The following is a 25,436-nucleotide window of genomic DNA, read 5'->3' as shown; positions in this document are numbered from 1 at the left end:
TGTTACATTCCTTGTTCATATATATTATTGTTTAATTTTACGCTATTGTTTAGCATCGCATCACTTCCCTTATGGAGTTTGTTTTGTCCGGAAGTGATTATTGTTGTTCCAGATTTTAAACCATTAACTAGAGCAAGATTGTTTCTTGTTTCTATGACATTAATGTTAGCTTGACCAACTTTATATAGGGTTTTATCTAAAGTAACAGTTTTCATCCCTCCTTCTGCTGTAGATGTATATGATACTTTTTGAGGCTTACCATCCTTGTTTAAAACCGGTTTTAAAGTAAATACCGACTCTCCATACAAACTGTATGATACCGCGTTTCTTGGAATTACAATGGAGTCTTTTTTTATTGGTAGGCTTACATGAACAGTTAAAAACATACCAGGGACAATTTGACGTTTTGTATTTTTGTATGTTGCTTGAACCATTATTGATCTGTTTGAGTCATTAATAAAAGAGTTTATGGCAGTGATTTTTGCAGTAAATTTCCTGCCAGGATATGAGTCAGAATAGAAGTTAATGCTTTGTCCTATTTTTATCATACTAACTTTGTTTTGTTGTATTGAGAATGTAATAAAAATTGGATTTACTTTTGTAAGTGTTGCAGCGTTGTCACCATTCTTAAAGTATTGCCCTAAACTTATGTTTCTAAGACCTATTTTGCCATCAAAAGGAGCTTTAACTTCTTTAAAACCAATTTGAGATTCAATGTTTTGTACTTGTGCTAAGGCTGCTAAATAGTTTGCGTTAGCTTTATCTGCAGTTTCTTTTGATGTAGCTCTTTGCTCTACAAGCTTGTTATAACGGCCTGTGGTTATCTTAGCAAGTTTTAGTTTTGAAAAAGCTTCCTCCAAATTTGCTTTTAATTGGCTTGTATCTAATTTGAAAAGTAGGTCGCCTTTTTTTACTTCTTGCCCACTTTTGAAATTAATTTCACTAACAATACCACCAGACTGTGATGAAATTTGTGTTGACTGAATAGCTTGTGCTTCACCAATAGTATTAATAATTTGTTGCCAATCTGTTTTTTTCACAATAGTTGATGTAACTGGAACAGGTTGAGGCACATAAGATGCCATACCTTTTTTTATCATGCTTTGTATAAACTCAGCAAATCCAAAGATGCTTCCAAATATTAGCAGTGTTGCTACCACCACTACTACCGAGGCAACATTCTTATTTTGTAGTTTGGCAAGTAATGCTCTTATTTTTTTAATTTGAAATATGAAATAAACAATTGTCAAAGTTAAACCTAATTTGCCTAAGATTAGCCATGCAATTATGATTGTTATTACGCCAAAGATAGTGTAGTTTTTTTTATTAGCATTAATTTTTTGTTTAATTTTTTCAAAAGTTTTTTTGAAGTCCACAGTTTTATCTCACTATTTTTTAAATATTTTTATAAAAAGGCTGATACAATTGACTACCAGTAAGCAGCTAAAGAATAAAAAGCTATAAACTGCTAGGCTATAGCCAGAAATCTGTTTAGAGATTTCTGAGCAACTTTCAACTGATCCTGTAATCGATTTGGTAACACTAAGTAAAAACGGATTATCTATCCCACCACATGAAGCAACATTTGTTGTTGGAGTGTTGGTGAAATACTGTAAATGTATTTGGTCTGCGGCGACATACATGCCTAGGATTATAACTGCTAAAGTCATTATTTGTATGGCTAGTGAAAAGCCTTTTGGTGATTTTTTAATCCATCCTAATATACTAAAAACTAGTATACATAGTACAGATAATTGTTGTAAAAGACACATGGGACATGGCTTCCACCCAAGAATAGTCATTGTAAAAACAACTGTACATAAGGTTAAAATACAGACTACGGTGTTGATAGGAAAAATATAGTTGTTGATGTTTCTCATTCTGCGAAGTATTTTTTTATAAAAAAGGCTTTCGCAATTGTATCACAATTTTAGTTCATTTTTTATAGTATCAATATAGAGATTATTTATGGAGTTTTTTAGATCACTTTTATGAGTGTCAGTTACTATTCTCTGCACATTTAAATTATTAATGATATCTATAGTTCTTTCTAGAGATTTATAATTTCTTAGAGCCTTTTTTGTTTTGGTAATATTTATGTACTTTACGTACACCTCAGTACCTTTTTTAAACAAGATTCTATTTCTTAGTAAGTTTGCACTTTTTATAAGGTTTAAAGCTATTGATGCATTTATGTGGTCTTCCAGTATTTGTCTGATATTAATGGCTGCATTTAGTATTTTAAATTGTTCATTTGTTAATAATAATTCTCTCTTTATGCATTCTAGATGTTTTTTAGGAATTTCTAAAAAACATAAGGCAATTTTTTGCCTTGTATCTGAGTTTATATACTTATGGTTGTTAAAGAAATTTGTGTTAGGTATCAATCTAAGTAAGTTTTTTATTGTTGGAAATACTTTTTCTAATGAGCCTAGATTATCTAGTGTCTCAAAAAAAACTTTAGGGTTTGTAAGAGCTTTAATAAATTCTATATGCAAACGCTCTTTTGAAAGATGATCTAATTCATCAGTTTTTGAAAGGTATCTTGCAAGTTGTTTAGTTTCATATGCTACCGAGAAGTTAAATTCAGAAAGTTGAGACTTAAATCTGGCTAATCGAATAACCCGTAAAGGATCATCAATAAAAGCTTCTGAGGTATGTCGTAAAACTCTGTCTTTGACATCTTGTTGGCCATTGAAGGGATCTATTATATTGCCATTTTCCCCTATAGCCATAGAGTTAATAGTTAAATCTCTACGTTTAAGATCATCTTCAAGGGTTGTATCTTTTGAGAAGAATGTTTCAAAGCCGTGATATCCTTTTGCAACTTTCTTTTCTGATCTGGCAAGAGCATATTCTTCTTTTGTTTTTGGGTCTAGAAAAACTGGAAATGAGGAGTTGATTTTAAGATATCCTGTAGATAACATTTGTTCTTCAGTTGCTCCAACAACAAGCCAGTCTCTATCTTTGTGAGACAATCTTAGTAATCTATCTCTAACTGCACCACCGACTAGATATACTCTCATCATTCAGCTAGTTAAATTTGCTTAGCTTTATATTAACAGAAAAAAGTGTATAATTATTCGTTACTTAATGTCGTTTAAAAGCATCTTTTTATAAATTATGGCAAATATGATTGATAAATTAGACCTTAAATCACAAGGCCCAGGGTCTCTTAGTGGTGAAATGTCAAGTAAAGAAAAGGTAACAACTCTTTATAAAAGGCTATTAGGCCAAGTTAAACACTTATGGCATTTCTTGGTTTTAGCTGCTATAGGTAGTATATTTTTCTCAGCAGCTGATGCTTCGATGATATACCTTATAAATCCTATACTAAACTATGGTTTTGGTGCTGGTGGAGATGTCACCAAGCAAAGTGCTAGTATCTTGATGTTGATGGGTGTTGGTATGGTTGGGCTATTAACAATGAGATCTATAGGGTCTTTTCTGTCTAGCTACTTTATAGGCTCGCTAGGACAAAAAGTTGTATATAAGTTTAGAAAAGACATCTATAAACGATTTATGAATCTACCAGCGACTTTTTTTGATAAGCATTCTTCAGGTCAAATTATTTCAAGGCTTTTATACAATGTTGATCAGGTTACTGAAGCTACATCAACGGCTATTATAACAGTAGTTCAAGATGGTACTTTTGTAATAGGTCTTGTGATAGTGATGGTTATATCAAGTTGGCAGCTATCTTTATTTTTGATATTAGTTGGTCCATTTTTAGGTGTATTTATATCTCTGATAAACAAGAAATTCAGATCATTAAGTAGAAATACTCAGTCATCCATGGGTAATGTTACCCATACTGCGGAAGAAACTCTTAGAAACTATAAAGAAATAAGAATATTTGGTGCACAAGATAAACAACAAAATAAGTTTTTTAAAAGTCTTGACTATACCTATTCTCAACAGATAAGAACAATTGCTTTAGATTCTTTAACATCACCTATTATTCAGATTATAGCATCTCTTGTTTTGGCACTTTCGTTATTTACAATTGCTATTTTTGGTACTAATGAAGGTGGAGGATCATCTTGGTTAACAGCTGGCTCCTTTGCATCTTTCTTTGCAGCAGCAGCAGCTATTTTGAAACCAATAAAGAATCTTACCAAGGTAAATGTGGTTATTCAGAAAGCTGTGGCAGCAACTGAGGATATCTTTTATATTCTTGATTATCCAGCAGAAGAAGAAACTGGTAAAAAAGAGCTTAAGAATATATCTGGTGATGTAAGCATTAAAGATGTAAGTTTTGCCTTTAGTACACTTAATGTTTTAAATGGCGTAAGTGTTGATATCAATGCTGGTGAAACAGTGGCATTCGTTGGTAAGTCAGGTAGCGGGAAAACTACACTTACAAGTATTATTTCAAGATTTTATACCCAGCATAATGGGCAGATAGTTCTTGATGGTGTAGACACTCGTGAACTATCATTAGAGAATTTAAGATCTCATTTATCGATGGTTTCACAAAATGTTCATCTATTTGATGACACTGTTTATAATAATATTGCTTTTGGTTTATCAAAAGAAGTCTCAGAAGAGGAAGTTATAGATGTTCTTAAAAGAGCAAATGCTTATGATTTTGTCCAAGAATTGCCAGAAGGTATGCATACAAATATAGGGAATAATGGCTCTAAACTATCTGGGGGCCAAAGACAGAGAATTTCAATAGCTAGGGCATTATTAAAAAATGCGCCCATACTAATATTTGATGAGGCTACTAGTGCGCTAGATAATGAGTCAGAAAGAGTTGTTCAGCAAGAGCTTGAGAGCCTAACTAAATCATGTACAACTTTGGTCATTGCACATAGATTAAGTACAGTTGAAAGTGCTGACAAGATTGTTGTTATGGATGGTGGGAGAATTGTTGAAAGTGGTAAACATGAAGAGCTTCTGGAACAAGGAGGTCTTTATACTAGATTATATAAATCTGGACTTGAGTAGTTAAATGATAGACAGATTCTGGTACCAGCGAAATCCAAATTTGTTGAGCTATATTCTAAAACCTATTTCTAGTATTTTTTCAAAAATTGCTACTAATCGCAAACTAAAACAGCAACAGACACAATATAAATCAAAGATACCTGTTGTTATCGTTGGTAATATATCTGTTGGTGGTACAGGAAAGACTCCTGTAGTTAGAAGGTTAATTCAAGAATATCTAACTGAAGATAAGCATCCTGTAATTATCAGCCGTGGCTACGGTGCAAAAGCTGAAAGCTATCCGTTTGAGGTTAGTTCAGATACTCCGGCTGATAAGTGTGGTGATGAGCCAGCGATGTTGTATGATGCTTTAAGTGGCCAAGTGCCAATAGTTATATCACCTCAAAGAGTTGATTCTGTAAAATATATTGAAGAAAAATATCCAAGTACTGATGTTATAGTTAGTGATGATGGTTTACAGCACTATAAGCTTGCTAGAGATAAAGAAATAGTAGTTGTGGATGCCGGTAGAATGTTTGGTAATCAATTATGCATTCCTGCTGGACCCTTAAGAGAGCCTGTTGATAGATTGAAATCAGTTGATGAAATTATTGTTATTGGTAATTGTTCTGAAGAAGATAAAAGCTACTTAAGAAATTATAATCAAAATATTACTTTTGCTAAGATTGCTGCAACTGAGTTTGTGAATATTGTCTCAGACGAAAGAGTATATAAAGATCAATTTTTGAATAAAAAAGTTGTTGCTGTGGCGGGTATCGGTAATCCAACTAAATTTTTTCAAACTTTAGTAGATAATAGAGTAGATATCGTTGATAAAAAAATATTCAAAGATCACTATAAGTTTGAGCAAAAGGATTTTGCTAATATTAAAGATAACCAAGCAGTCGTTATGACATATAAAGATGCTATCAAATGTAAATCTTTTGCCAGAGATAATTGGTGGTATCTAGATATAGAGTTATTATTGTAGCTTTAATTGTATGTTAAGGGAAACTGGTCATATTAAAATATGGATAAACGTTGGAAGGATGAATATTAAGGTTATTCTTTCATTTATAATATGATCACCAATTAATTTTTTAGTTTGAGCTAAATTCTAATTTTTAGATATGGCGAATTTAAATATAGTTAATAAGATTAAGCTTAATAAAATTGTACAAAACCCAGCTAGCATGAATGGGACTTTTGATGTCTGGGCATTGAATAAATTATAATAATCTCCATGTAAATAATTTTGAAATAGATCATTATATGTCCTTTCCTTTTGGTAATTTTGCCTATACAAATTCATTTAGAGAAGAGTTATATGATAGCTTTGAAACTTATGCTGATACCACATTTGAATTAATAGATGCTTTATCATCATCAAATGCTAAAACTGCTGTTGAGCTATCTTTATCCCCATTTTTTACTCGACAATATAGCAGCATATCTCAGATACTAAAGATAGAATCACAATCATCGATATTGGGTAAAGTGGGAACAAAATTGATTAATGAAATAAAATTAAACAATTCATCCAACATACATTTTTATGCTCTAGATGAAACATCAATCTTAAAGCCTAACTCAAAAAGCATGGATAGAAGAAGATTTGTTTATGGATTGACTAATGGTACGGGTAAAGTTGGCATAGGTCATTCATACTCTTATTTAGTATACTTAGGCAGGAGATGGGGCAATGGGTGGTACCTGTTAATTTGCAGCGAGTGACTGCTGCTGATTCTGGTATTAGTGTAGGCTTAGATCAATTCCATAAATACATATCTAATCAAGAGAATTCAGGAGATATTAATGTTCTGATTGGTGACTCAAAATACAGTTCAATGGAATGTATTCATAGAGTTTACTCAGAACATAATAATACATTATTGTTAAGCAGGCTTAACTCTGTTAGAAATTTATCTTTTCAAGATCATAGTGATAATAAGCTCAAAAAATATGGTGAGTCTTTTAAATTAAATGATGAATCAACATGGACTACAGCTCCATCTGATTCTGAACAATGTGAAATAGTTACCACACGAGGAAAAGTATATACTGTAAAATTGACTCGTTGGAATAATTTAATTATTCATGGAAAAAGGAACATGCCAATGCATGAGAATTGTTTTGATATTGTTAAAGTTCAAGTTTTTAAAGACAATGGAGATCCAGTATACTACAAAAATATGTGGTTGATGTTAGCTGGCAAAGATAGAGGAAAGCTGACTAGTTTTGAAATATTTTCTAGATATTCAAGTAGATTTAATATTGAGCATTTCTTTAGGTTTTCTAAGCAACATTTACTTTTAGGTAAATATGAAACTCCAGATACTCCAACACTAGATATTTGGAATCAAGTTAGTGTACTTGCCTACATAAATTCACTTGCATGTGCAAGTTTATTGGATACGGATTTATTACATCCTTGGCAAAAACAAATGCGTAAAAACAATAGTATTTACACGCCTTATCAAGTGCAAAGGAATCTATCAACCATATTACAAGAGATTGGTTCACCAGCAAAGCATTGTGTATATAAATCTCATGGATATGGACGAGCTCCAGGTACTATTTTAAATAAAAGAGCTTCTTATCAGCCTTATAAAAAATCAGAAAATAGTGAGTATGGTAAAAAACAAAAAATACCAGACTCTAAGATAGTTTTGAAAAAGTCTAAAAATGAAATAATTAGTGTTCTAGAACTAACAAATCATCAAACTAATTTGTTAAATTCCTATATAAATTAGGCAGATTTTAGAAAATTATATAGTATTTGAGATTCCGCTGATAGGTGGAAGAGATTACTACACATCAAAAGTCCTAATGAAACTATGTGGTGTAAGAGTTAGTTTTGACTCAACAAATGTAAATAATGATGCTGTTAAGGCATTAGAAAAAGTTATCATTGCAGAAGCGGTACCATAACCTGTCGAAATAGAAATTATACCTAAAGAAGTGAACATTGGACCTAAAAATCCAATACCAAATGTTATGACATAAATACCTATCAACATGATTATTGGTATACTAGAACTAAATAACATTACTCCGATAGTAATGATTGTTAACATAATTACAGGCATTCTTTTTTTATGAAGAATATGGGATAGCTTACCAACCAAAATTGTTGAGACCACATAGGTTGCAGCTAATAATAAGATAACTATATAGAAAGAGATATGTATAGTTGAAGTTTTGTGTTGTAGCATTAGTCCTAAATTAACTAGTATTACCTGGATGTATGTACAGTAACAGAGAGCTAAGCTAAACATTGAGATAATAAAAGTTTTATTTTTAATATGAGATAACAAAATATGATGTATTGCAGATAAACTGATAAGCTTTTGAAGCTTAGCATCTTGGCGAAGTATTTTTTGACTATATATTAAGAGTGAAATTTCAACAATAGCTACGATAAGGTAGCTTGTTTGCCAGGTAGAAAATTTCGCCATTACGTTTCCATATAGTGTTCCAAAAGTTGGAGCTAAAACTAGTAATGCTGATAATATAGCATAGGTTTTTTTAGGTCAACGTGGTCTTTTGCGTGTCTTGTAATAAGTGAGCGAGCAATACCTGGATAACATCCTGTACCAATGCCTATGCAGAAAAAAGCAAAATATAATACATTTTTGTTTCCAGCGAAGAAAGCAATACATAGTCAAGTTATTGAAATTATTTGTGCATATTTTAAGATTTTATATGCGCCGAAAATATCAGATAAACAAGTGAAACTAATTGCTGAAATTGAAAATGTCATAAAGAGTATTGATATTGCTAAGTGAGTGTCTTGAATAGATACTCCTAGATTAGAACTTAATCTTGGCTGTAATCCAACAGAGAACATTAGGCTAAAATAACCTAAAAAAATAAGTAAAAACCCAGTGGTTTTATAAGACTGTTGTGAGCTTGGCATTAGAATTGTTTTTGATGAGATACAGTCTTCCAGTGTAGCAAATAAAGTTATCTGGTTGAAGCCATTTTGTATCAAATAATATGTCTAGAGAGAAGTGTTAGTGTGAAAAAATAATCTTTGATTTTAATATGAAGATATTATTATACTAGTAGGGATCGTTAAATAAAGTAACCATATAGAGTTAATATTAGTAATCAATTTGCTATACTTTGTTATATATATTACCATTTACCTTGATGTAAATATTCTGGTAAACCTCTATGCAAAAAATAGTTCTAGTTGATGGCTCATCTTATTTATTTAGGGCCTACCATGCGTTACCAAATCTTTCTAATAGTCAGGGAGAGCCAACTGGTGCTATTCTTGGAGTGATTAATATGCTCAAGAAATTACCAGCTATATATAATACTGAATATGTTGCAGTAGTTTTTGATCCTAAAGGTAAAAATTTTCGTCATGAGATGTATTCTGAATATAAAGCCAATCGTAAAGCTATGGATGATGAGTTAAGAGTGCAAATACAGCCTCTTCATGAAATTATCAAAAAGATGGGTTTTCCTCTTATTGTAAAAGATGGTGTAGAAGCTGATGATGTCATTGGAACGTTAGCAAGAGAACTAGAATCACAAGGTTATGAGATTGTTATCTCTACAGGTGATAAAGATATGGCGCAGTTGGTTACTGAAAAAGTGGTTTTGTATGATTCTATGAAGAATATAACTGCAGATATATCTGGAGTCTTAGATAGATATCAGGTTCGACCAGATCAAATAATAGATTATTTAGCTCTTATGGGGGATTCTTCTGATAATATTCCGGGCGTGCCTAAAGTCGGTTCTAAAACAGCAGTTAAGTGGTTACAACAGTATGAGAATATTGATGGCGTAATAAAGAGCTCTAATGAAATAAAAGGAAAAGTTGGTGAGAATTTGCGAAACAGTATTGATCTTTTAAGATTATCATACCAGCTTGCAACAATAAAATGTGATCTTGATCTTAGCTTGAGTATAGAAGACCTTAAGTGCCAAAAAGCAGATACAGACTACCTCGCATCAGCTTTTGCAAAATATGAATTTAACTCACTACTGAGAAGTTTAAATGTAGACACTAAATCAGCATCAGCTAAAGTACAACTTCCTAAAACTATAGAGGTTGAATATAAGACTGTTTTATCGGATCAAGAACTCAATGGTTTGGTAGAAGTTTTAAGAAATAGTAATATTTTTTCCTTTGATACTGAGACGGACTCTTTAAATACTTATGAGGCTAATTTGGTAGGGCTATCTTTTTGTGCTAAAGAGGGTGAGGCATATTATATTCCTGTGCAGCATAGATATCTAGGTGTCCCACAACAGCTTGAACTAGACATGGTTTTAGAAAAATTAAAAGTAATATTTGCAGATTCTAAAAAAGCAAAGATTGCACATAATTTTAAATTTGATGAGAAGGTGCTATCGAAATACGGTGTGGAAATTAGGGGGGAGATTCATGATACTATGATTATGGCTTATGTGTTGAAAAGTAGTGGTAATCATGATATGGATAGTCTTTCTAAGGAGCATCTTGATATTTCACCGATCCCTTACAGTGAAATAGCTGGCACAGGTAGAAAAAAACAAACTTTGGACCAAATAGAGATTGAGGTGGTTGCCAAATATGCTGCTGAAGATGCCGATATTACTTTTAGACTTTTTAATCATCTGAATAGTTTTCTTGATAAAGAAGCAAATCTTTATAACTTATATTCTCAAGTTGAAATGCCTCTTACGCTTATCCTTAATAATATGGAGAAGATAGGTGTAAAAATTGATGCTGATAAATTAATAGAGCAAAGTGCTAGCCTTAATAAAAGTATTATTAGAATTCAAGAAGAATGTTATGAACTTGCAGGATTAGAGTTTAATTTATCATCTCCAATGCAGTTAAGAGAAATCCTTTTTGAAAAGATGGACATTCCGGTAATTAAGAAAACAGCAAAAGGTCAAGCCTCAACTTCTGAAGAAGTGTTGGTTCAACTAGCTGAAGAATATGGAATAGCTGCTTTAATTATGAAATATCGCCACCTGTCTAAGTTGAAAAATACTTATACTGACAAGCTTCCTAAAACGCTAGATAGTGATTCAAGAGCACATACTTCGTATAATCAAACAGGGACTGTTACAGGAAGACTATCATCTTCTGATCCAAACTTACAAAACATACCAATCAAAAGCCCTGAAGGACGTAAAATCAGACAAGCGTTTGTTGCCGAAGATGGAAGCTGTATAGTTGCTGCAGATTATTCTCAGATTGAACTTAGAATTATGGCACATCTATCAAAAGATGAAAACCTTCTTAAAGCTTTTAACAATGGCTTAGATATTCATAGTGCAACAGCTGCTGAGGTTTTGGGTATTGAGATTAGTGAGGTTACAAATGAGCAAAGAAGAAGAGCAAAAGCTATAAACTTTGGTCTTATCTATGGTATGAGCGCTTTTGGTCTGGCAAAACAGCTTGAGGTAGCTAGAAATGAGGCACAAGAGTACATAAATGTATACTTTAATCGCTATCCAAAGGTTAAAGAATATATGACAAAAGCTAAAGAGTTTGCTAAACAGAGTGGGTATGTTGAAACAATACTTGGTCGTAGACTATATTTGCCTGAAATTAGCTCAAGAAATGTGATGCAAAGAAATGCTGCTGAAAGAGCTGCAATTAATGCTCCAATGCAGGGAACGGCTGCAGATATTATAAAAAAAGCGATGATAAAGGTTAACACCATGATCTCTCAGGAGTATAATGGCAAGATTAAAATGGTAATGCAGGTCCATGATGAACTTGTTTTTGAAGTTGAAAAAAATAAAGTTGAAGAAATTTCTGCAAAAATAAAAGAAATAATGGAAGATGCGATTAAGCTTAGTGTACCCCTAGAAGTCAATGTTGATACTGGTGATAATTGGGATCAGGCACATTAATATATATTAGGATTTATTATGCTACTAGTAATGGATGTAGGCAACTCTCATATGCATATTGGAGTTTTTGAAGGAGAACAGATAGTTAGCCAAATTAGATATTCAACTTCATCGGTTGATTCGACTTCAGATCAGATGGGAGTTTTTTTAAGACAAGCTTTGAGAGAAAATTCTGTAGATTTAAATAAAATAGATGGTTGTGCAATATCTTCTGTAGTGCCTCATCTTAACTATTCATTAGGGTCTGCAGTTATAAAATACTTTGATATTAAACCATTTTTTATTAGTATGGATAATACAGGTCTTGATATGTCAGCGGTTGAAGCACACCAAGTAGGAGCTGATCGGATTGCTAGTTGTATTGGAGCTGTAGCAGATCATCCAAATAAAGATCTTCTAATAATAGATTTAGGAACAGCAACTACTTTTGATGTTGTTACTAAAGACAGACAGTACTTGAGTGGTTCAATTATGCCTGGTGTCAAATTGTCATTAAATGCTTTATGCGAGGGAGCTTCTCAATTATCCTCTGTAACCATTATAAAACCAGAGGTTACTATTGGCTATGATACTAAGACTAATATTCGATCTGGACTATATTATGGTCACCTTGGAGCTTTAAGAGAGCTTAAGAATAGAAGTCTAGGAGAACTAAAAAATAAGAATGTGTATACTATAGCAACAGGTGGTTTTGCTAATTTGTTTAAAGATGAAGGGATATTTGATGAAATATCTCCTGATTTAATTTTACGCGGTATAAGAATTGCATTCTTAGAGAATAATTAAAATCAAAAGGTTCTATGAAATGTTAAAAAATAAAAAAGTAGTTATTTTAATGTTTGACTCATTTGGTATTGGTCAGGCCCCTGATGCGGCACAGTTTGGTGATCAAGGTTCAGACACATTAGGCCATATAGTTGAATATTTTAGTAAAAATGGCATGAATCTTAAATTGCCAAACCTCTCTAAAAGAGGTCTTAAGAAAGTTGCTGAGCATAATAGGAATGCTTTGTTAGCTCAAGATATCTCAATATCTGATAGCATTGTAAATTCAAAATATGGTTATTGTGCTGAAATAAGTAAAGGTAAAGATACTCCTAGTGGACATTGGGAACTTGCAGGTGTACCTGTAATGTTTGACTGGTATTATTTCACTACAAAAGAAAATCAAAGTTGCTTTGATCAAGAATTTATAGAGAGGTGGGTTGATAAAGCAGGTCTTAAGGATGGTTTTATAGATGCTGGGTATGCATCTGGGACTGAAGTTCTCAAAGAGCATGGTTGTGAAAGTTGCGTAACTAAAAAACCTATAGTATACACATCAGCAGATAGTGTTTTTCAAATTGCTGCTCATGAAGATTATTTTGGTTTAGATAAGCTTTTAAATATTTGTAAGATTGCCCGAGAGATTCTTGATGATATGGGAATGAAAGTAGGTAGAGTTATTGCGCGCCCATTTATTGGAGAATCTGCAGATGAGTATGTTCGTACGGGCAACCGTAAAGACTTTTCAATTTTACCTCCAGGACCTACTCTACTAGATAAGCTGAAACAAGCCGGTGGAAAAGTTGTCTCAATTGGCAAGATTGCGGATATTTATGCAAATCAAGGTATTAGTAAACAACTTAAAGCAACAGGTTTAGAAGAGCTTTTTGATAAAACTGTGTCAGAATATTCTTTAGCAAAGGGAAATACACTTATATTTACTAACTTTGTTGATTTGGATTCAAGCTATGGACATCGTAGAAATCCTAAAGGTTATGGCAAAGCTTTAGAATATCTAGATACAAGAGTTTCCGACTTAGATAACTTATTAGATGATGATACTATCGTTATATTAGCAGCAGATCATGGTTGTGATCCAACAGCTCCAGGTTCTGATCACACCAGAGAATGTATACCATTCTTACTTTGGGGTAAGAAAATAGAATCTGAATTCATTGGACAAAGAAATACTTTTGCTGATATTGGTCAGAGTATTGCTGATTTTATGGGAGTTGAGCCATTAAGTTTTGGTAAATCAATATTTGAGAAAAATGATGATTAGTAAACAAAAAATAGTATCACTCATGGATTTAACACTATTAGGTGGTGATGATACAGACGAAGATATTCTTAAACTGTGCTCTAAAGCTAAAAACTCCCTAGGTGATGTTGCTGCTTTATGCGTTTATAAAGAGTTTATTCCAGCTGTTAAAAAAGAGCTTGGGGAAAATTTTAAAGTTGCCACTGTAGTTAATTTTCCTAGTGGGGGTGCTAGTATTAAAGATGTCCTTAGTGAGACAAAACAAGCTTTGATATTAGGCGCTGATGAAATTGATTTGGTTATAGATTATAAAGAGTATATTGAGAAAGAAAGCTCTGAAAGATCAAAGCATATGGTCTCTCAGGTTAAAGATCTCTGTAGTAATAAAGTACTTAAAGTAATAATAGAGTCTGGTGAGCTTCAATCAAGAGATTTGATTGAAAGAGTATCTTCTGATGTCATAGTTGCTGGCGCAGATTTTATAAAAACATCAACAGGAAGGACTAAGATCGGGGCAACTCTTGAAGCTGCTGAAACAATGTTAAAGATTATTAAAGAATTAGATGAAAAAGTAGGGTTTAAAGCTTCTGGTGGAATAAAGAACTACGCACAAGCAGTTACATATGTTGAATTAGCTGATGAGATACTCGGCAAAGAGTATGTGAATCCCACAACTTTTAGGTTGGGCGTAAGTAGTCTTTTAGATAACTTATTAAATAATTTAAGGTTAGAAAAAAATGATTACTAAATTGATATTTTTTGTTTTAGGTGTTGTTGTTGTTTTTATCTTATCGTTTTTGTGGAGTAGTGATAGAAAAAAAATACGCTATAATTATTTGGGCATAATACTCATTGTACAAATATTGTTAGCTTATTTTCTACTAAGATCTTCTATTGGTGAAGATATTGTAGGTGTTATCGTTAGAGGTTTTGATGTATTGCTTCAGTGTGCTAATGATGGAACTAGATTTATTTTTGGTTCCCTTACTGATATGGATGGTGGACATTTATTTTTCTTTACTGTAGGTATGCCTATAGTTCTTATGTCAGCATTAATTGGTATTTTACAGTATTTCAAAATATTACCTGTTATTATCAAGGTTGTTGGTTTTATTTTGTCTAAGATTACAGGGATGGGAAGATTGGAATCATTTAATGCTGTAAGCTCTCTATCTGTTGGTCAGTCAGAGAACTTTATTGCATATAAGAAGATTATAGGTCATTTGCCATCAAATGTTTTGTACACGATGGCAGCTACAGCCATGTCTACGGTATCATTGGCTATTTCAGGAGCTTATATGCAAATGCTTAGTGTGAAGAATGGTTTTGATCCTAAGTTTGTTATAGTCGCTATGGTGATGAATATGTTTGGTACATTTTTTGTGCTTACTGTTATTAATCCATATGATAAATCAGAAGATATAAGCTTTGATAGTTTACATGAAGCATATGATGAGAGATCAGAAAAACAAAGTTTCTTTGAAATGTTGACAGAGTATATTTTAGATGGTTTCAAGGTGGCCGTAATTGTGTGTGCAATGCTAATAGGTTTTATAGCATTGATCAGTTTATTAAATACGTTATTTATTTCTATATTTAGTATATCGTTTACAGGAATTTTAGGTTATGTTTTTTATCCATTTGCATGGGTTTTGCACATTCCTAATAATCAGATTCATTTGGCAGGTCAAATAATGGGTACCAAGATAGTTACTAATGAGTTTGCAGCTATAGACTTTATGGTTAAGCATTCTGCTGAGTTAACATCACACACAAAAGCTGTAGTATCTGTTTTTCTTATATCTTTTGCAAATTTTGCATCGATAGGTATTATTATTGGAGCTATTCAGGCTCTTAGCAAAGAGGCATCTGTAAAAGTGGCAAAATTTAGTTTGAAGATTTTATATGGAGCTGTGTTAGTTAGCTTGTTATCTGCTGTGATAGTAGGGTTTGTTGTTTAAAGGTTAAAAGATGCAAAGTAAATTTATTGTAATAGAGGGACTTGATGGGGCTGGCAAAAGTACAGCTATTGGTTTTATTAAGAAGTATTTACAGGGAAAAAATTTACCGGCAGTTTATACTCGCGAACCTGGTGGAACAAAAATAGCTGAAGATATTAGAAGATTAGCATTAAAAAATTATACAGATGAATCTGTGCATTCTGATACTGAATTGCTTTTAATGTATGCAAGTAGATTGCAGCATGTGCATAGTTTGATAAATCCATCTTTACAAAAAGGATTAAATGTAGTCTCAGATAGATTTTATTGGTCAAGTATGGCCTATCAAGGTGGTGGTAGGGGTATTGATTCAAAAAAAATAAGAGCTTTAAATAATGGTTTTCTTAAAAATTGCGAGCCTGATTTAATTATATACCTTGATATTGATCCTATAATTGGTTTACTGAGAGCTAACAAGGTAGGTAGTCCAGATAGGATAGAACAGGCCGGTCTTAAGTTTTTTAATAGAACTCGAGAAGTTTTTAAAGATCTTGTTAAAGAATCAAATAGGGCAGTAGAAATTGATGCCTCTCAGTCTATAGCTAGTATTGAAAAGCAAATGTATAAAATATTAGATAATTATTTTAGTTTTTAAAGTGAAATATTTTTAGTAAACTTCTTTAATTAAATATTTATGACTAGATTAATATTAAGTCGTCATGCTGACTTTACTTCAGCATATCACTATAGAATAAACTTTAAAGATCTTGAAATAAATTCAGGAGGATTAGTAAGTTATAGTTTTAATGATGGTTTAATTATAACTTCTAAAAATTGGAGACATAATGAACGAACTACTAAAACAAATTGCAAAACGTAGAACTTTTGCTATTATTTCGCATCCAGATGCAGGTAAAACAACTATCACGGAGAAAATGCTCCTTTTTGGAAATGCCATTAAAACAGCAGGAACAGTTAAGGCAAAAAAGAGTGGTGTGCATGCAACATCTGACTGGATGGAAATGGAAAAACAAAGAGGTATTTCAATAACTACCTCTGTGATGCAGTTCCCATATAATGATCGTGTGGTTAATTTACTTGATACTCCGGGACATGAAGACTTTTCAGAAGATACGTACCGTACACTTACAGCAGTTGATTCAGCTTTAATGGTTGTAGATGCTGTCAAAGGTGTTGAAGATAGAACTATTAAACTGATGAATGTCTGTCGCCTACGTGATACTCCTATTGTGACTTTTATGAATAAATTTGATAGAGATACTCGTGATCCATTAGAACTTTTGGATGAGGTTGAAGATATCCTTAAGATTAAATGTGCTCCCATGAACTGGCCTATTGGTATGGGCAAGTACTATAAAGGTGTTTATGATCTTTATAATGATGAAGTTACTTTATTTGAAACAGGTCATGGTCATGAGATTTATCCATATAAAAAAATAAAAGGCTTGGAAAACGCTAAAGATTCTATAGGTTTAGATTTATATGATGATCTAGAAATGGAAATTGAGCTTGTAAGAGGAGCGAGTCATCGATTTGACGAGCAAGAATTCTTAGAAGGTAAAATTACTCCTGTATATTTTGGTACGGCATTAAGTAATTTTGGTGTCAAAGAAATGATGGATGGGTTTACAAAATATGCTCCTGCACCTCAGCATCGTGAAGCTGATCAAAGAAGTGTCCAGACAGATGAGAAAAAACTAAGTGGTTTTGTTTTTAAAATTCAGGCCAATATGGATGAAAAACATAGAGATAGGATAGCATTCTTTAGAATTTGTTCTGGTAAGTATGAGAAAGGAATGAAAATTTTTCATGAAAGAACAAGTAAGATGATGCAAATTTCAAAAGCTTTAACATTTATGGCAGGAGAGAGAACTCAGGTTGAAGAAGGTTATGCTGGAGATATTATAGGCTTACATAATCATGGAAGTATCCAAATTGGTGATAGTTTTACACAAGGTGAGAAATTAAAATTTAAAGGAATACCTAATTTTGCTCCTGAGATATTTAAAAGGGTCAAATTAAATGACCCATTGAAAATGAAAGCATTACAAAAAGGTTTAGTACAGCTTTCTGAAGAGGGTGCTACGCAAGTATTTAAGCCTATAATATCTAATGATTTAGTTGTTGGAGCCGTTGGTGTTTTACAATTTGATGTGGTTGCTCAACGTTTAGCAACAGAGTATAATGTAAAGTGTTCTTATGAAGGTGTGAATGTTGTTTTGGCACGTTGGTTTTTTTGTGATGATGGCAAAAAGCTCAATGATTTTAAGAAAAAATATGAGGCTAATTTGGCATATGATGGGGCTGGTTATCTAACGTATCTTGCACCTACAGGTGTCAATTTGCAGTTGGCTCAAGATAAAAATCCAGATATTATTTTCAGTGCGACAAGAGAGCATTAAAATCATATGCTTTTTAAGTAGAAAAAATATGCTATAATTTTCAAGTCTTTGTTTATAGGTTACTAGGGTGCTAAATGTTTAAAGGTATCAATAAAATTCTTATTGCTGGGGTTGCTTTAGCAGCTATACAGTCAGCTTTATCAATGGAAATATATACTGTTAAGTCGGGAGATTATTTATATAAGATAGCAAAAATTCATTCAGTAAAGGGGATAAGTAATTCTGAATTGACGGATGCTATAAAAGGAATAAATAAATCAGAAATACCCGGTATTGTCGATAATAGAATAAAAATCGGCGATAAGCTGGCTATTCCGACAACAAAGGGTGAAGTTGAAGATGGCTTGACTTTAGTTAGAAATCAGATGATTCAAGGTTCATACGATCAGTCAGATAATAACTTGCCATCTACTCCAAATAACTCTGGTAAAGCTAGGCTTAGTGATAAATCTATGGTTCCAACACCAAAAGAAACGATCACATCAGCAGTACCTAGTGTAATTAGTCAGGATAAGATACCAGTGTTAGTTCCTGGGAATAGTAATCCTGCAAATAGTAGTGCTTCAGAAACATCAGCAGTACCTAGTGTAATTAGTCAGGATAAGATACCAGTGTTAGTTCCTGGGAATAGTAATCCTGCAAATAGTAGTGCTTCAGAAACATATGGAAGTAACTTAAATAGTGGTATTGACTCTAATAGTATAAGTGAGACAGCATCGTTGGATGAAAATTCAGGATCACTTTTCTCTTCTTTGTTTAAACTAATAGTTTATATAGCTATTTTAGCAGTAATATTTTTCATAGCTAAAAAGTTTTGGGAAGGTAGAAATTCTAAAAAAGAACAAAAGTTAGAGATTTTAGGCAAAAGAAAAAGAGATCACTTAATGTCAAGGATTTCTCCAGTTGTGTCAGATAATGATTTTTATAAATCTGATAATGCTCAGCAGCAGACCTCTCAAGAAGAATTCGATTTTTTTGCTAATAATGAAAAATCAAACTCTGAAGATAAGCTAGAAATAGATCAACAGGAGTCTAATGTTGAAGGAGAATCTAAAGACTTAGATATTAAAAGTCTAGAGAGTGATTTTCAGAATCAAAAAAATGTAGCTATTAAAACTGAAAAAGGTGTAGTATTTGAGACTACCAGTGATGATGTGATTGTTGGCAATGATTATAACGAAGTTGAAGAGCTTGATTCTCAAGACCAAACTGAGCAAGAGCTTCAGTATATAGATGAGCTAATTGAACAATACTTAGACAGTGAAAAATATCTTGAAGCTAGTATAACAATACAAGATGCGCTGGAAAAAAATCCAAATAATATTGAGTTACGTTATAGGCTTTTGGAAGTTTATGCTCAGGCTGGCGATGAAATTGCTTTTGAGGGAGAAGTTCACTTTATTAAATCTAAGAATATAGTGAGCATGTTTGATCCATTACATCAGAAAATTGCTAAGCTTAGAGACAAATACTTTGAATAAGCCTGTTTAACATAATTTTTAGAGAAAAAAATGCTTTTTAAAAAGAAAAAAAATGTCGAAAGTAATTATGTTTCCTCGACCCAACCAGAGAATAATAAGAAAAGACTATTTTCAAGGCTACAATCAGGACTCTCAAAAACTGCAGGTAAGTTTGGGGGTGGTCTAAGCACTCTATTAATGGGGCAAAAGGTTGTCGATGAGGATCTTCTTGAAGATATCGAAATGCAGCTTTTAACTGCTGATGTTGGTGTTGAAGCTACGGATGAGATAATAAAACATTTACGTGATAAAGTAGCAAGAAATGAGTTACAAACAGCTGATAAGCTTAATGATATAATTCAGCAAAAATTAACAGAAATAATACTACCTTGCCAGCAACCTTTAGAAATTAATTCAGACAATGCTCCTTATGTAATACTAGTGGTAGGTGTTAATGGAGTTGGTAAAACTACAACAATAGGCAAACTTACAAAGAAGCTACAATCTCAAGGTAAGTCTGTTATGCTTGCTGCTGGAGATACTTTTAGGGCTGCAGCTGTAGAACAACTCTGTGAATGGGGAGATAGAAATAATACTCAAGTGATATATCGACATGAAGGTGCTGATAGTGCTTCTGTAATATATGATGCTATTGGCTCTGCTAGGGTAAAAGAAGTAGACGTTGTGATCGCTGATACTGCAGGTAGGTTACATAATAAAGATAATCTTATGCAAGAGCTTAAAAAAGTAGTTAAAGTTATTAAGAAAGTAGATAGATCTGCTCCTCATGAAGTTATGCTTGTAGTCGATGCGACAACGGGGGGTAATGCTCTTAGCCAAGCTGAGGCTTTTCATGATATAATTGATCTTACTGGAATAACTATAACAAAACTTGATGGTACAGCTAAGGGAGGAATTGTTTTCTCGATAGCTAGAAAGCTTGGTTTACCACTTAGATTCGTTGGTGTTGGAGAGAAAATAGATGATCTTCAAGCTTTTAATGCAAAAGACTTTATAAGAGCTCTTTTTGATACACAGTAATTAGTGTAAATATTTATTAACTGATTTTAATATTTTAAACTTATTCACTTTGCTTAGCAGATATTATTGAATTTAATTAGTTCGTTTTTTTATAATTGATTTTAATGTGAAAAGGAATAACTAAACTGTCCCTGTTATTCAATACCACTTTATAAAATATTTTTATTCCTTGCTTTTATGCAGCATCTAAAATACCAGAATATACTTCATCAGGAGTCATATATCCAATACTAGAATGTAGTCTTTCATTGTTGTAAATATCAATATATTCTTTGATACCTACTTTAGCCTCTTTCATAGTTATATATGATGCCGGATAAACATTTTCATATTTCAGTGTTCTCCAAAATCTCTCAATTGCAATATTATCTATAGATCTTCCTTTAGCATCCATAGATATATTTATTTTATTATCAGATAATATTTTAATATGCTCTTTTGCTGTATATTGAGTTCCTTGATCAGAGTTAAAGATATCAGGTTTACCATATTTAAATAACGCTTCTTTTAACACACTAGTTGTTAGATGTGTATCCATAGTATTAGAAATCTTCCAAGCTAGTGTTTTCTTGCTATGCCAATCTATTATGGCTGCTAAATATGCATACCCACATTCTAGTCTAATATACGTGATATCAGCACTCCATACCTTATTAGCTTTATCTATAACAACCTGATTCGTCTCATTTTTAAATACATTAAGTAAGTATGGATATTTCTTGTGTTGCTTATTAATGACAGTTGTCTTTTTTTTAGGATACAATGCCTTAATACCCATGAATTCCATAGCACTTTTGATTAGCTTCCTTCCAACTAGAAATCCTAATCTATTTAGCAACTTTACTAGCCTTCTCGTACCATAATATGGATGTTTAGTATGTATCAAATCTATTGCATTTAATAGTCTAATATCATCATTACTACTAAATTTTGATATTGGTGTATAATAGTACACACTCTTAGATACAGATAATAGTTTAAGCTGATTATTTAAAGATAATTCTAGCTTAGTATCTACAGAGTTTACTCTATCATTTGATGATACCAAGCTTTTTAGCTTTCCCATTAAAAAATCCCTCTCTACTATTACCTCGACTAGTTCTTTACTTGTTGCATCTTTATCTTTTCTAAGCTCATCTATTTCCTGCTTATACTCCTTAACAACAGAGCTTTTATCAAATGCTAAGCAAGCATTAGATAAAAATTGCTGCTTCCAATTGTGCACGTTTTTAGGAAGTAAATCATACTTACTTGCTATCTCATTAACTGTCATATCGCCTTCTAGCAATTCTATAATTACTTTAGCTTTAAAATCAGCTGTATACGTTACTCTTTTTTTACTCATTTATCCATTTCCTAATTTATCTAGTTAACTTTAACATCTAGGAATAAAAATCTTTCTAAAATCAGTAGCTTTTTCTGGGAACATTATAAACTTTACTCTTTATTCAGCTTTATTAATGTTTTATCGTATACATAGTGATAAAGCTATAATTTTTTTGATAAGAAATACTCAAATGCTAGATTTATAAAATTTCCTGGTATATGATCAAGTTGAGAGCTATTATTTTCTCTTTTGTGGGGAAGTAGTTTGTATTGTCAATTTTAAGTATGAGGTAATCTTAATATATGTCGGAAATAAGTAAAGAAAATATTAGAACTCCTTTTTGGGTTTTATGGACTCTTGAGTTATGGGAACGTTTTGGTTATTATGGTTTACAAGCAATTTTAGCAATATATTTTGCTAAACATCTTGGCTTTAGTGATGCTAACGCAATGCTGATTTTTGGTTCTTTTTCAGCTCTTTTATATGGAGGGCCATTGATTGGTGGATGGATAGGTGATAACTATCTAGGTGCTAAGAGAACTATTTTTGTAGGTGCTGGAATTCTGGCATTATCATATTTTTGCTTAAGTATATCTTCAAGTTTGTCTGGTATATTTGATATAAGCGAAAGAGCCGCAGTAATGTATTCTTTAGCTGGAGTGGCTATTGGTGGTGGTTTATTTAAAGCTAATCCAACGTCTCTTATATCAAAGCTGTATAGTAAAGGAGATCCAGCTTTAGATGGCGCAATGACTCTTTATTACATGGCAATTAATGTTGGATCTTTTGTTTCTATGATTATTACTCCTATTGTTGCTGCAAAATATGGTTATATGCATGCGTTTTTTGTATCTGCTTTTGGTATGTTTTTAGGATTACTTAGTTATACTTTTTTCTATCCTAAAATTATGCATGTAGCAACAGAAGCTGGCTTAAAGAAAATAAGTTACTCTAGGTTATTGGTAGTTATTGTTGGGGCTTTTGTAGCTATATTAATTACAGGTAACATTTTGGAACATACAGATTTATGTAGAGTTATTGTTGGAGCAATTACAATAGGCGCATTAGTTTACTTTTTTATGAAACTTTTCCAGCAAAATAGTCATGAACAAAAAAGAATGATTGTTGCTTTAATACTTATTGTTCAAGGTATAATATTTTTCGTTTTATATCAGCAAATGCCAACATCGCTGAACTTCTTTGCAGTAAATAATGTTGATACTCATTTTCTTGGAATGAATTTAGAGCCAGAGCAGTGGCAGGTTCTTAACCCTCTTGTGATTATTATAATGTCTCCAATACTGTCTGTTTTATACAAAAAAATTCCTGGGACACATGTAACAAAATTTTGTTTTGGTATGACTCTTTGCGCATTAGCATTTTTAGTGTTGTATTTTCCTCAGTTTACTACAACTACAGGTGTTGTTTCAGGCTGGTGGCTTGTTCTTAGCTATTGGTTACAATCTACAGGTGAGCTTTTAATCTCAGCATTAGGATTATCAATGGTTGCTGAGCTTTTCCCTAGAAAAATGAGTGGATTTGCTTTGGGGATGTGGGCTTTAACAACAATGGTTGCAGGTCCTATTGGTGGTGGTGTTGGAGCATTAACAGCCCCTCCTGTAGGAGAACATTTTACTAAGCTTGAAAGTATTGCTGTTTATGGCCATGTATTCTTGATAATAGGTATATTTGTAGCAGTTGTTGCAATTATTATGTGGGTATCTCGTGGTTGGTTAAACAGAATTATTGAAAGTACTCGGGCATATGTTAATGAGAATTTACATAACCCAAATGATGATTTTCTTCTAGATAAAGGCCACTAAATTTGGTCTAAACACCTTTGGATGTACCATTTTTTATAAAATTGAAACCACATTTAAATTTTTTTATAGATGTTTGTAAATAACTTTTTTAATTCTTATTTTTCAGTAACTTGAAGTAATTTCTAAATTTCATTTTCTTAATTCGTTCTAATATGCAAAGGCTTTCTAATGTGAATAATAGGTTTTATAGTCATGAGATAGAAGTTATAGAAAACTTAGAACATTATTTATGAATGCGAATAATTTAATAAAAGCCATAAAGAATTACTTTATTAGAATATGCTACAACACTTATTTTAGTGGTCTATATATAATACCCCATGAAATTTTAACAACAATTTTGAGAATTTAGTTCCTAAAGTAGCTAAACTATAAATGAGCAATTTAGGATAAATGTAAATGAGTAATAAGAGAAAAATATATACCGTTGAATTTAAGACTAAAGTTGTCTTGGAAGTATTGGGGAAAGATCAAACAATCACACAGTTATCAGTAAAATATAATATTACGCCCAAAAACATAAATAATTGAAAAACAGCCTTTTTAGAAAATGCTGAGTTGGCAATGGATCCATCCAAATCAGTATCACAATATAAAAAAGACAATGCAAAGCTTCAAACCAAGATAGATCAGTATTCTAAGAAGGTTGGACAACTAACAATTGAGAAGGAATTTCTTGAGGGAAAGCTCGTAAGCTTGGGATTATCTGATAGAAAAGCGATGATTGATCCTAAGCATAAATTATCTGTTGTAAAACAAAGTTTCTTATTAGAAGTTTCTAGAGCTGGTTTATATTACAAGCCTGTGGTTAACGAACATAAAGAAGAAGTAAAAGCAAAGCTTATACAGATACATGAGGAGATTCCCTGCTACGGCTATATAAAAGCTCATAAGCAATTAATAGAAGATGGGTTTAGCATCTGTGAGAACACAGTACAAAAGTATCGTAAAGAGTTAGGCATCAAAGCTATATTGGCGGTGAAAAAACCAAACTTAAACTTATCTGAACCTAACAAAGAGCATGCTATTTATAGTTACAAACTAAAAGGTTTAAGCATATTGAGACCTAATCAAGTTTGGTCTACAGATATTACATATATTAAGACTGATGCTGGCACAGTTTATATGGCAGCTATTATTGATTGGTACTCTAAGGCTGTACTAAGTTGGGAGATATCCAACACTATGGATAGTAGTTTAGTTATGAAAGTTTTAAATGAAGCTCTGTATAAATATGGAGTACCAGAAATATTTAACACTGATCAAGGTAGCCAGTACACATCTAACATTCATATCCAAACATTATTGGATAAAAAAATTACTATATCTATGGATGGTAAAGGTAGAGCAACTGATAACATTTGCATCGAAAGATTTTGGAGAAGTGCTAAATGTGAGAGATTTTATTTAAATCAATATCCTGGCATTGTTGAACTAAGAAACGATGTGGATGATTATATAGATTTTTATAATAATAGAAGATTTCATGAGTCTATCAATTATAAAAAACCTATGGAATTTTATTACGATAACTTATTGGAAAAACGGGCGGCTTAGATGGGAACTAAATAATTAAAAATATTGTTTAATT

22 protein-coding genes are annotated in these 25,436 nt (G+C 32.3%); 17 read left to right on the top strand and 5 right to left on the bottom strand.

From position 1 onward, the window contains the following. Positions 1–2 precede the first annotated feature (2 nt). The 3 genes from CDV26_RS10540 to CDV26_RS10530 all read right to left on the bottom strand — a co-directional run bounded on the left by CDV26_RS10540 (position 3) and on the right by CDV26_RS10530 (position 3,026). Complete coding sequence (locus CDV26_RS10540) at positions 3–1,376, bottom strand: efflux RND transporter periplasmic adaptor subunit (protein ID WP_088773228.1); 1,374 nt, start codon at positions 1,374–1,376, stop codon at positions 3–5. Positions 1,377–1,388: 12 nt separating this feature from the next. Continuing rightward, complete coding sequence (locus CDV26_RS10535; protein WP_245806444.1) at positions 1,389–1,802, bottom strand: disulfide bond formation protein B; 414 nt, start codon at positions 1,800–1,802, stop codon at positions 1,389–1,391. Between the two features lie 120 nt (positions 1,803–1,922). Beyond that, a complete protein-coding gene (locus tag CDV26_RS10530) occupies positions 1,923–3,026 on the bottom strand; it encodes a CCA tRNA nucleotidyltransferase (RefSeq protein ID WP_088773226.1) in 1,104 nt (367 codons plus the stop codon). A gap of 97 nt (positions 3,027–3,123) precedes the next feature. On the opposite strand from CDV26_RS10530, the gene msbA reads away from it, so the two are divergent. From msbA to CDV26_RS10510, 4 genes are all read left to right on the top strand, one after another. Next, complete coding sequence (msbA, locus tag CDV26_RS10525; RefSeq protein ID WP_088773225.1) at positions 3,124–4,953, top strand: lipid A export permease/ATP-binding protein MsbA; 1,830 nt, start codon at positions 3,124–3,126, stop codon at positions 4,951–4,953. 4 nt (positions 4,954–4,957) lie between these two features. Further along, complete coding sequence (gene lpxK / locus CDV26_RS10520) at positions 4,958–5,923, top strand: tetraacyldisaccharide 4'-kinase (RefSeq protein ID WP_088773224.1); 966 nt, start codon at positions 4,958–4,960, stop codon at positions 5,921–5,923. Between the two features lie 281 nt (positions 5,924–6,204). Beyond that, a complete protein-coding gene (locus tag CDV26_RS10515; RefSeq protein ID WP_088771607.1) occupies positions 6,205–6,666 on the top strand; it encodes a hypothetical protein in 462 nt (153 codons plus the stop codon). Beyond that, complete coding sequence (locus CDV26_RS10510; protein ID WP_157671279.1) at positions 6,627–7,685, top strand: hypothetical protein; 1,059 nt, start codon at positions 6,627–6,629, stop codon at positions 7,683–7,685. Before CDV26_RS10515 ends, CDV26_RS10510 begins: the two co-directional genes overlap by 40 nt. Positions 7,686–7,742: 57 nt before the next feature. Here the strand turns inward: CDV26_RS10510 and CDV26_RS10505 are convergent, their stop codons facing one another. Beyond that, positions 7,743–8,447, bottom strand: coding sequence for an MFS transporter (locus CDV26_RS10505; RefSeq protein WP_157671675.1), 705 nt, complete (start codon positions 8,445–8,447; stop codon positions 7,743–7,745). Between the two features lie 90 nt (positions 8,448–8,537). Between CDV26_RS10505 and CDV26_RS10500 the strand changes: the two genes are divergently transcribed. From CDV26_RS10500 to ftsY, 10 genes are all read left to right on the top strand, one after another. Continuing rightward, positions 8,538–8,720: a hypothetical protein gene (locus CDV26_RS10500; protein ID WP_157671609.1), complete on the top strand. Its 183-nt coding sequence runs from the start codon at positions 8,538–8,540 to the stop codon at positions 8,718–8,720. 391 nt (positions 8,721–9,111) lie between these two features. Further along, positions 9,112–11,805: a DNA polymerase I gene (polA, locus tag CDV26_RS10495; protein ID WP_088773221.1), complete on the top strand. Its 2,694-nt coding sequence runs from the start codon at positions 9,112–9,114 to the stop codon at positions 11,803–11,805. 18 nt (positions 11,806–11,823) lie between these two features. Next, complete coding sequence (locus CDV26_RS10490) at positions 11,824–12,591, top strand: type III pantothenate kinase (protein WP_088773220.1); 768 nt, start codon at positions 11,824–11,826, stop codon at positions 12,589–12,591. A 19-nt stretch (positions 12,592–12,610) separates the two neighbouring features. After that, the gene (locus CDV26_RS10485) at positions 12,611–13,852 is read left to right on the top strand and encodes a phosphopentomutase (protein WP_088773219.1); all 1,242 of its coding nucleotides are present in this window, start codon (positions 12,611–12,613) and stop codon (positions 13,850–13,852) included. Further along, positions 13,818–14,579, top strand: a complete 762-nt coding sequence (gene deoC, locus CDV26_RS10480) for a deoxyribose-phosphate aldolase (RefSeq protein WP_211276366.1) — start codon at positions 13,818–13,820, stop codon at positions 14,577–14,579. The genes CDV26_RS10485 and deoC overlap by 35 nt, the downstream gene beginning before the upstream one ends. After that, positions 14,569–15,792 carry a NupC/NupG family nucleoside CNT transporter gene (locus tag CDV26_RS10475; RefSeq protein WP_088773218.1) on the top strand — a complete coding sequence of 408 codons (1,224 nt, stop codon included), beginning with the start codon at positions 14,569–14,571 and terminating at the stop codon, positions 15,790–15,792. Before deoC ends, CDV26_RS10475 begins: the two co-directional genes overlap by 11 nt. A gap of 10 nt (positions 15,793–15,802) precedes the next feature. Further along, a complete protein-coding gene (tmk, locus tag CDV26_RS10470; protein WP_088773217.1) occupies positions 15,803–16,426 on the top strand; it encodes a dTMP kinase in 624 nt (207 codons plus the stop codon). 190 nt (positions 16,427–16,616) lie between these two features. Further along, positions 16,617–18,194: a peptide chain release factor 3 gene (locus CDV26_RS10465; protein ID WP_088773216.1), complete on the top strand. Its 1,578-nt coding sequence runs from the start codon at positions 16,617–16,619 to the stop codon at positions 18,192–18,194. Between the two features lie 74 nt (positions 18,195–18,268). Continuing rightward, entirely contained in the window at positions 18,269–19,675 is a 1,407-nt protein-coding gene (locus CDV26_RS10460; RefSeq protein ID WP_088773215.1) for a LysM peptidoglycan-binding domain-containing protein, read from the top strand. Between the two features lie 30 nt (positions 19,676–19,705). After that, on the top strand, positions 19,706–20,695 hold the full coding sequence (gene ftsY, locus CDV26_RS10455; protein WP_088773214.1) for a signal recognition particle-docking protein FtsY: 990 nt from the start codon (positions 19,706–19,708) through the stop codon (positions 20,693–20,695). A gap of 175 nt (positions 20,696–20,870) precedes the next feature. On the opposite strand, the gene CDV26_RS10450 is transcribed toward ftsY, so the two are convergent. Next, on the bottom strand, positions 20,871–22,040 hold the full coding sequence (locus CDV26_RS10450) for an IS3 family transposase (RefSeq protein ID WP_088773213.1): 1,170 nt from the start codon (positions 22,038–22,040) through the stop codon (positions 20,871–20,873). A gap of 284 nt (positions 22,041–22,324) precedes the next feature. Here CDV26_RS10450 and CDV26_RS10445 point away from each other — a divergent pair, with 284 nt between their 5' ends. From CDV26_RS10445 to CDV26_RS10440, 3 genes are all read left to right on the top strand, one after another. Beyond that, entirely contained in the window at positions 22,325–23,845 is a 1,521-nt protein-coding gene (locus tag CDV26_RS10445; protein WP_088773212.1) for an oligopeptide:H+ symporter, read from the top strand. Between the two features lie 399 nt (positions 23,846–24,244). After that, positions 24,245–24,376: a transposase gene (locus CDV26_RS13735; RefSeq protein ID WP_169709695.1), complete on the top strand. Its 132-nt coding sequence runs from the start codon at positions 24,245–24,247 to the stop codon at positions 24,374–24,376. A gap of 33 nt (positions 24,377–24,409) precedes the next feature. Further along, on the top strand, positions 24,410–25,402 hold the full coding sequence (locus CDV26_RS10440; RefSeq protein WP_088771586.1) for an IS3 family transposase: 993 nt from the start codon (positions 24,410–24,412) through the stop codon (positions 25,400–25,402). Positions 25,403–25,436 lie beyond the last annotated feature (34 nt).

It is taken from the genome of Francisella halioticida, assembly GCF_002211785.1.
GTDB lineage: Bacteria > Pseudomonadota > Gammaproteobacteria > Francisellales > Francisellaceae > Francisella > Francisella halioticida.
This window is presented reverse-complemented; position numbering and strand designations above follow the sequence as displayed.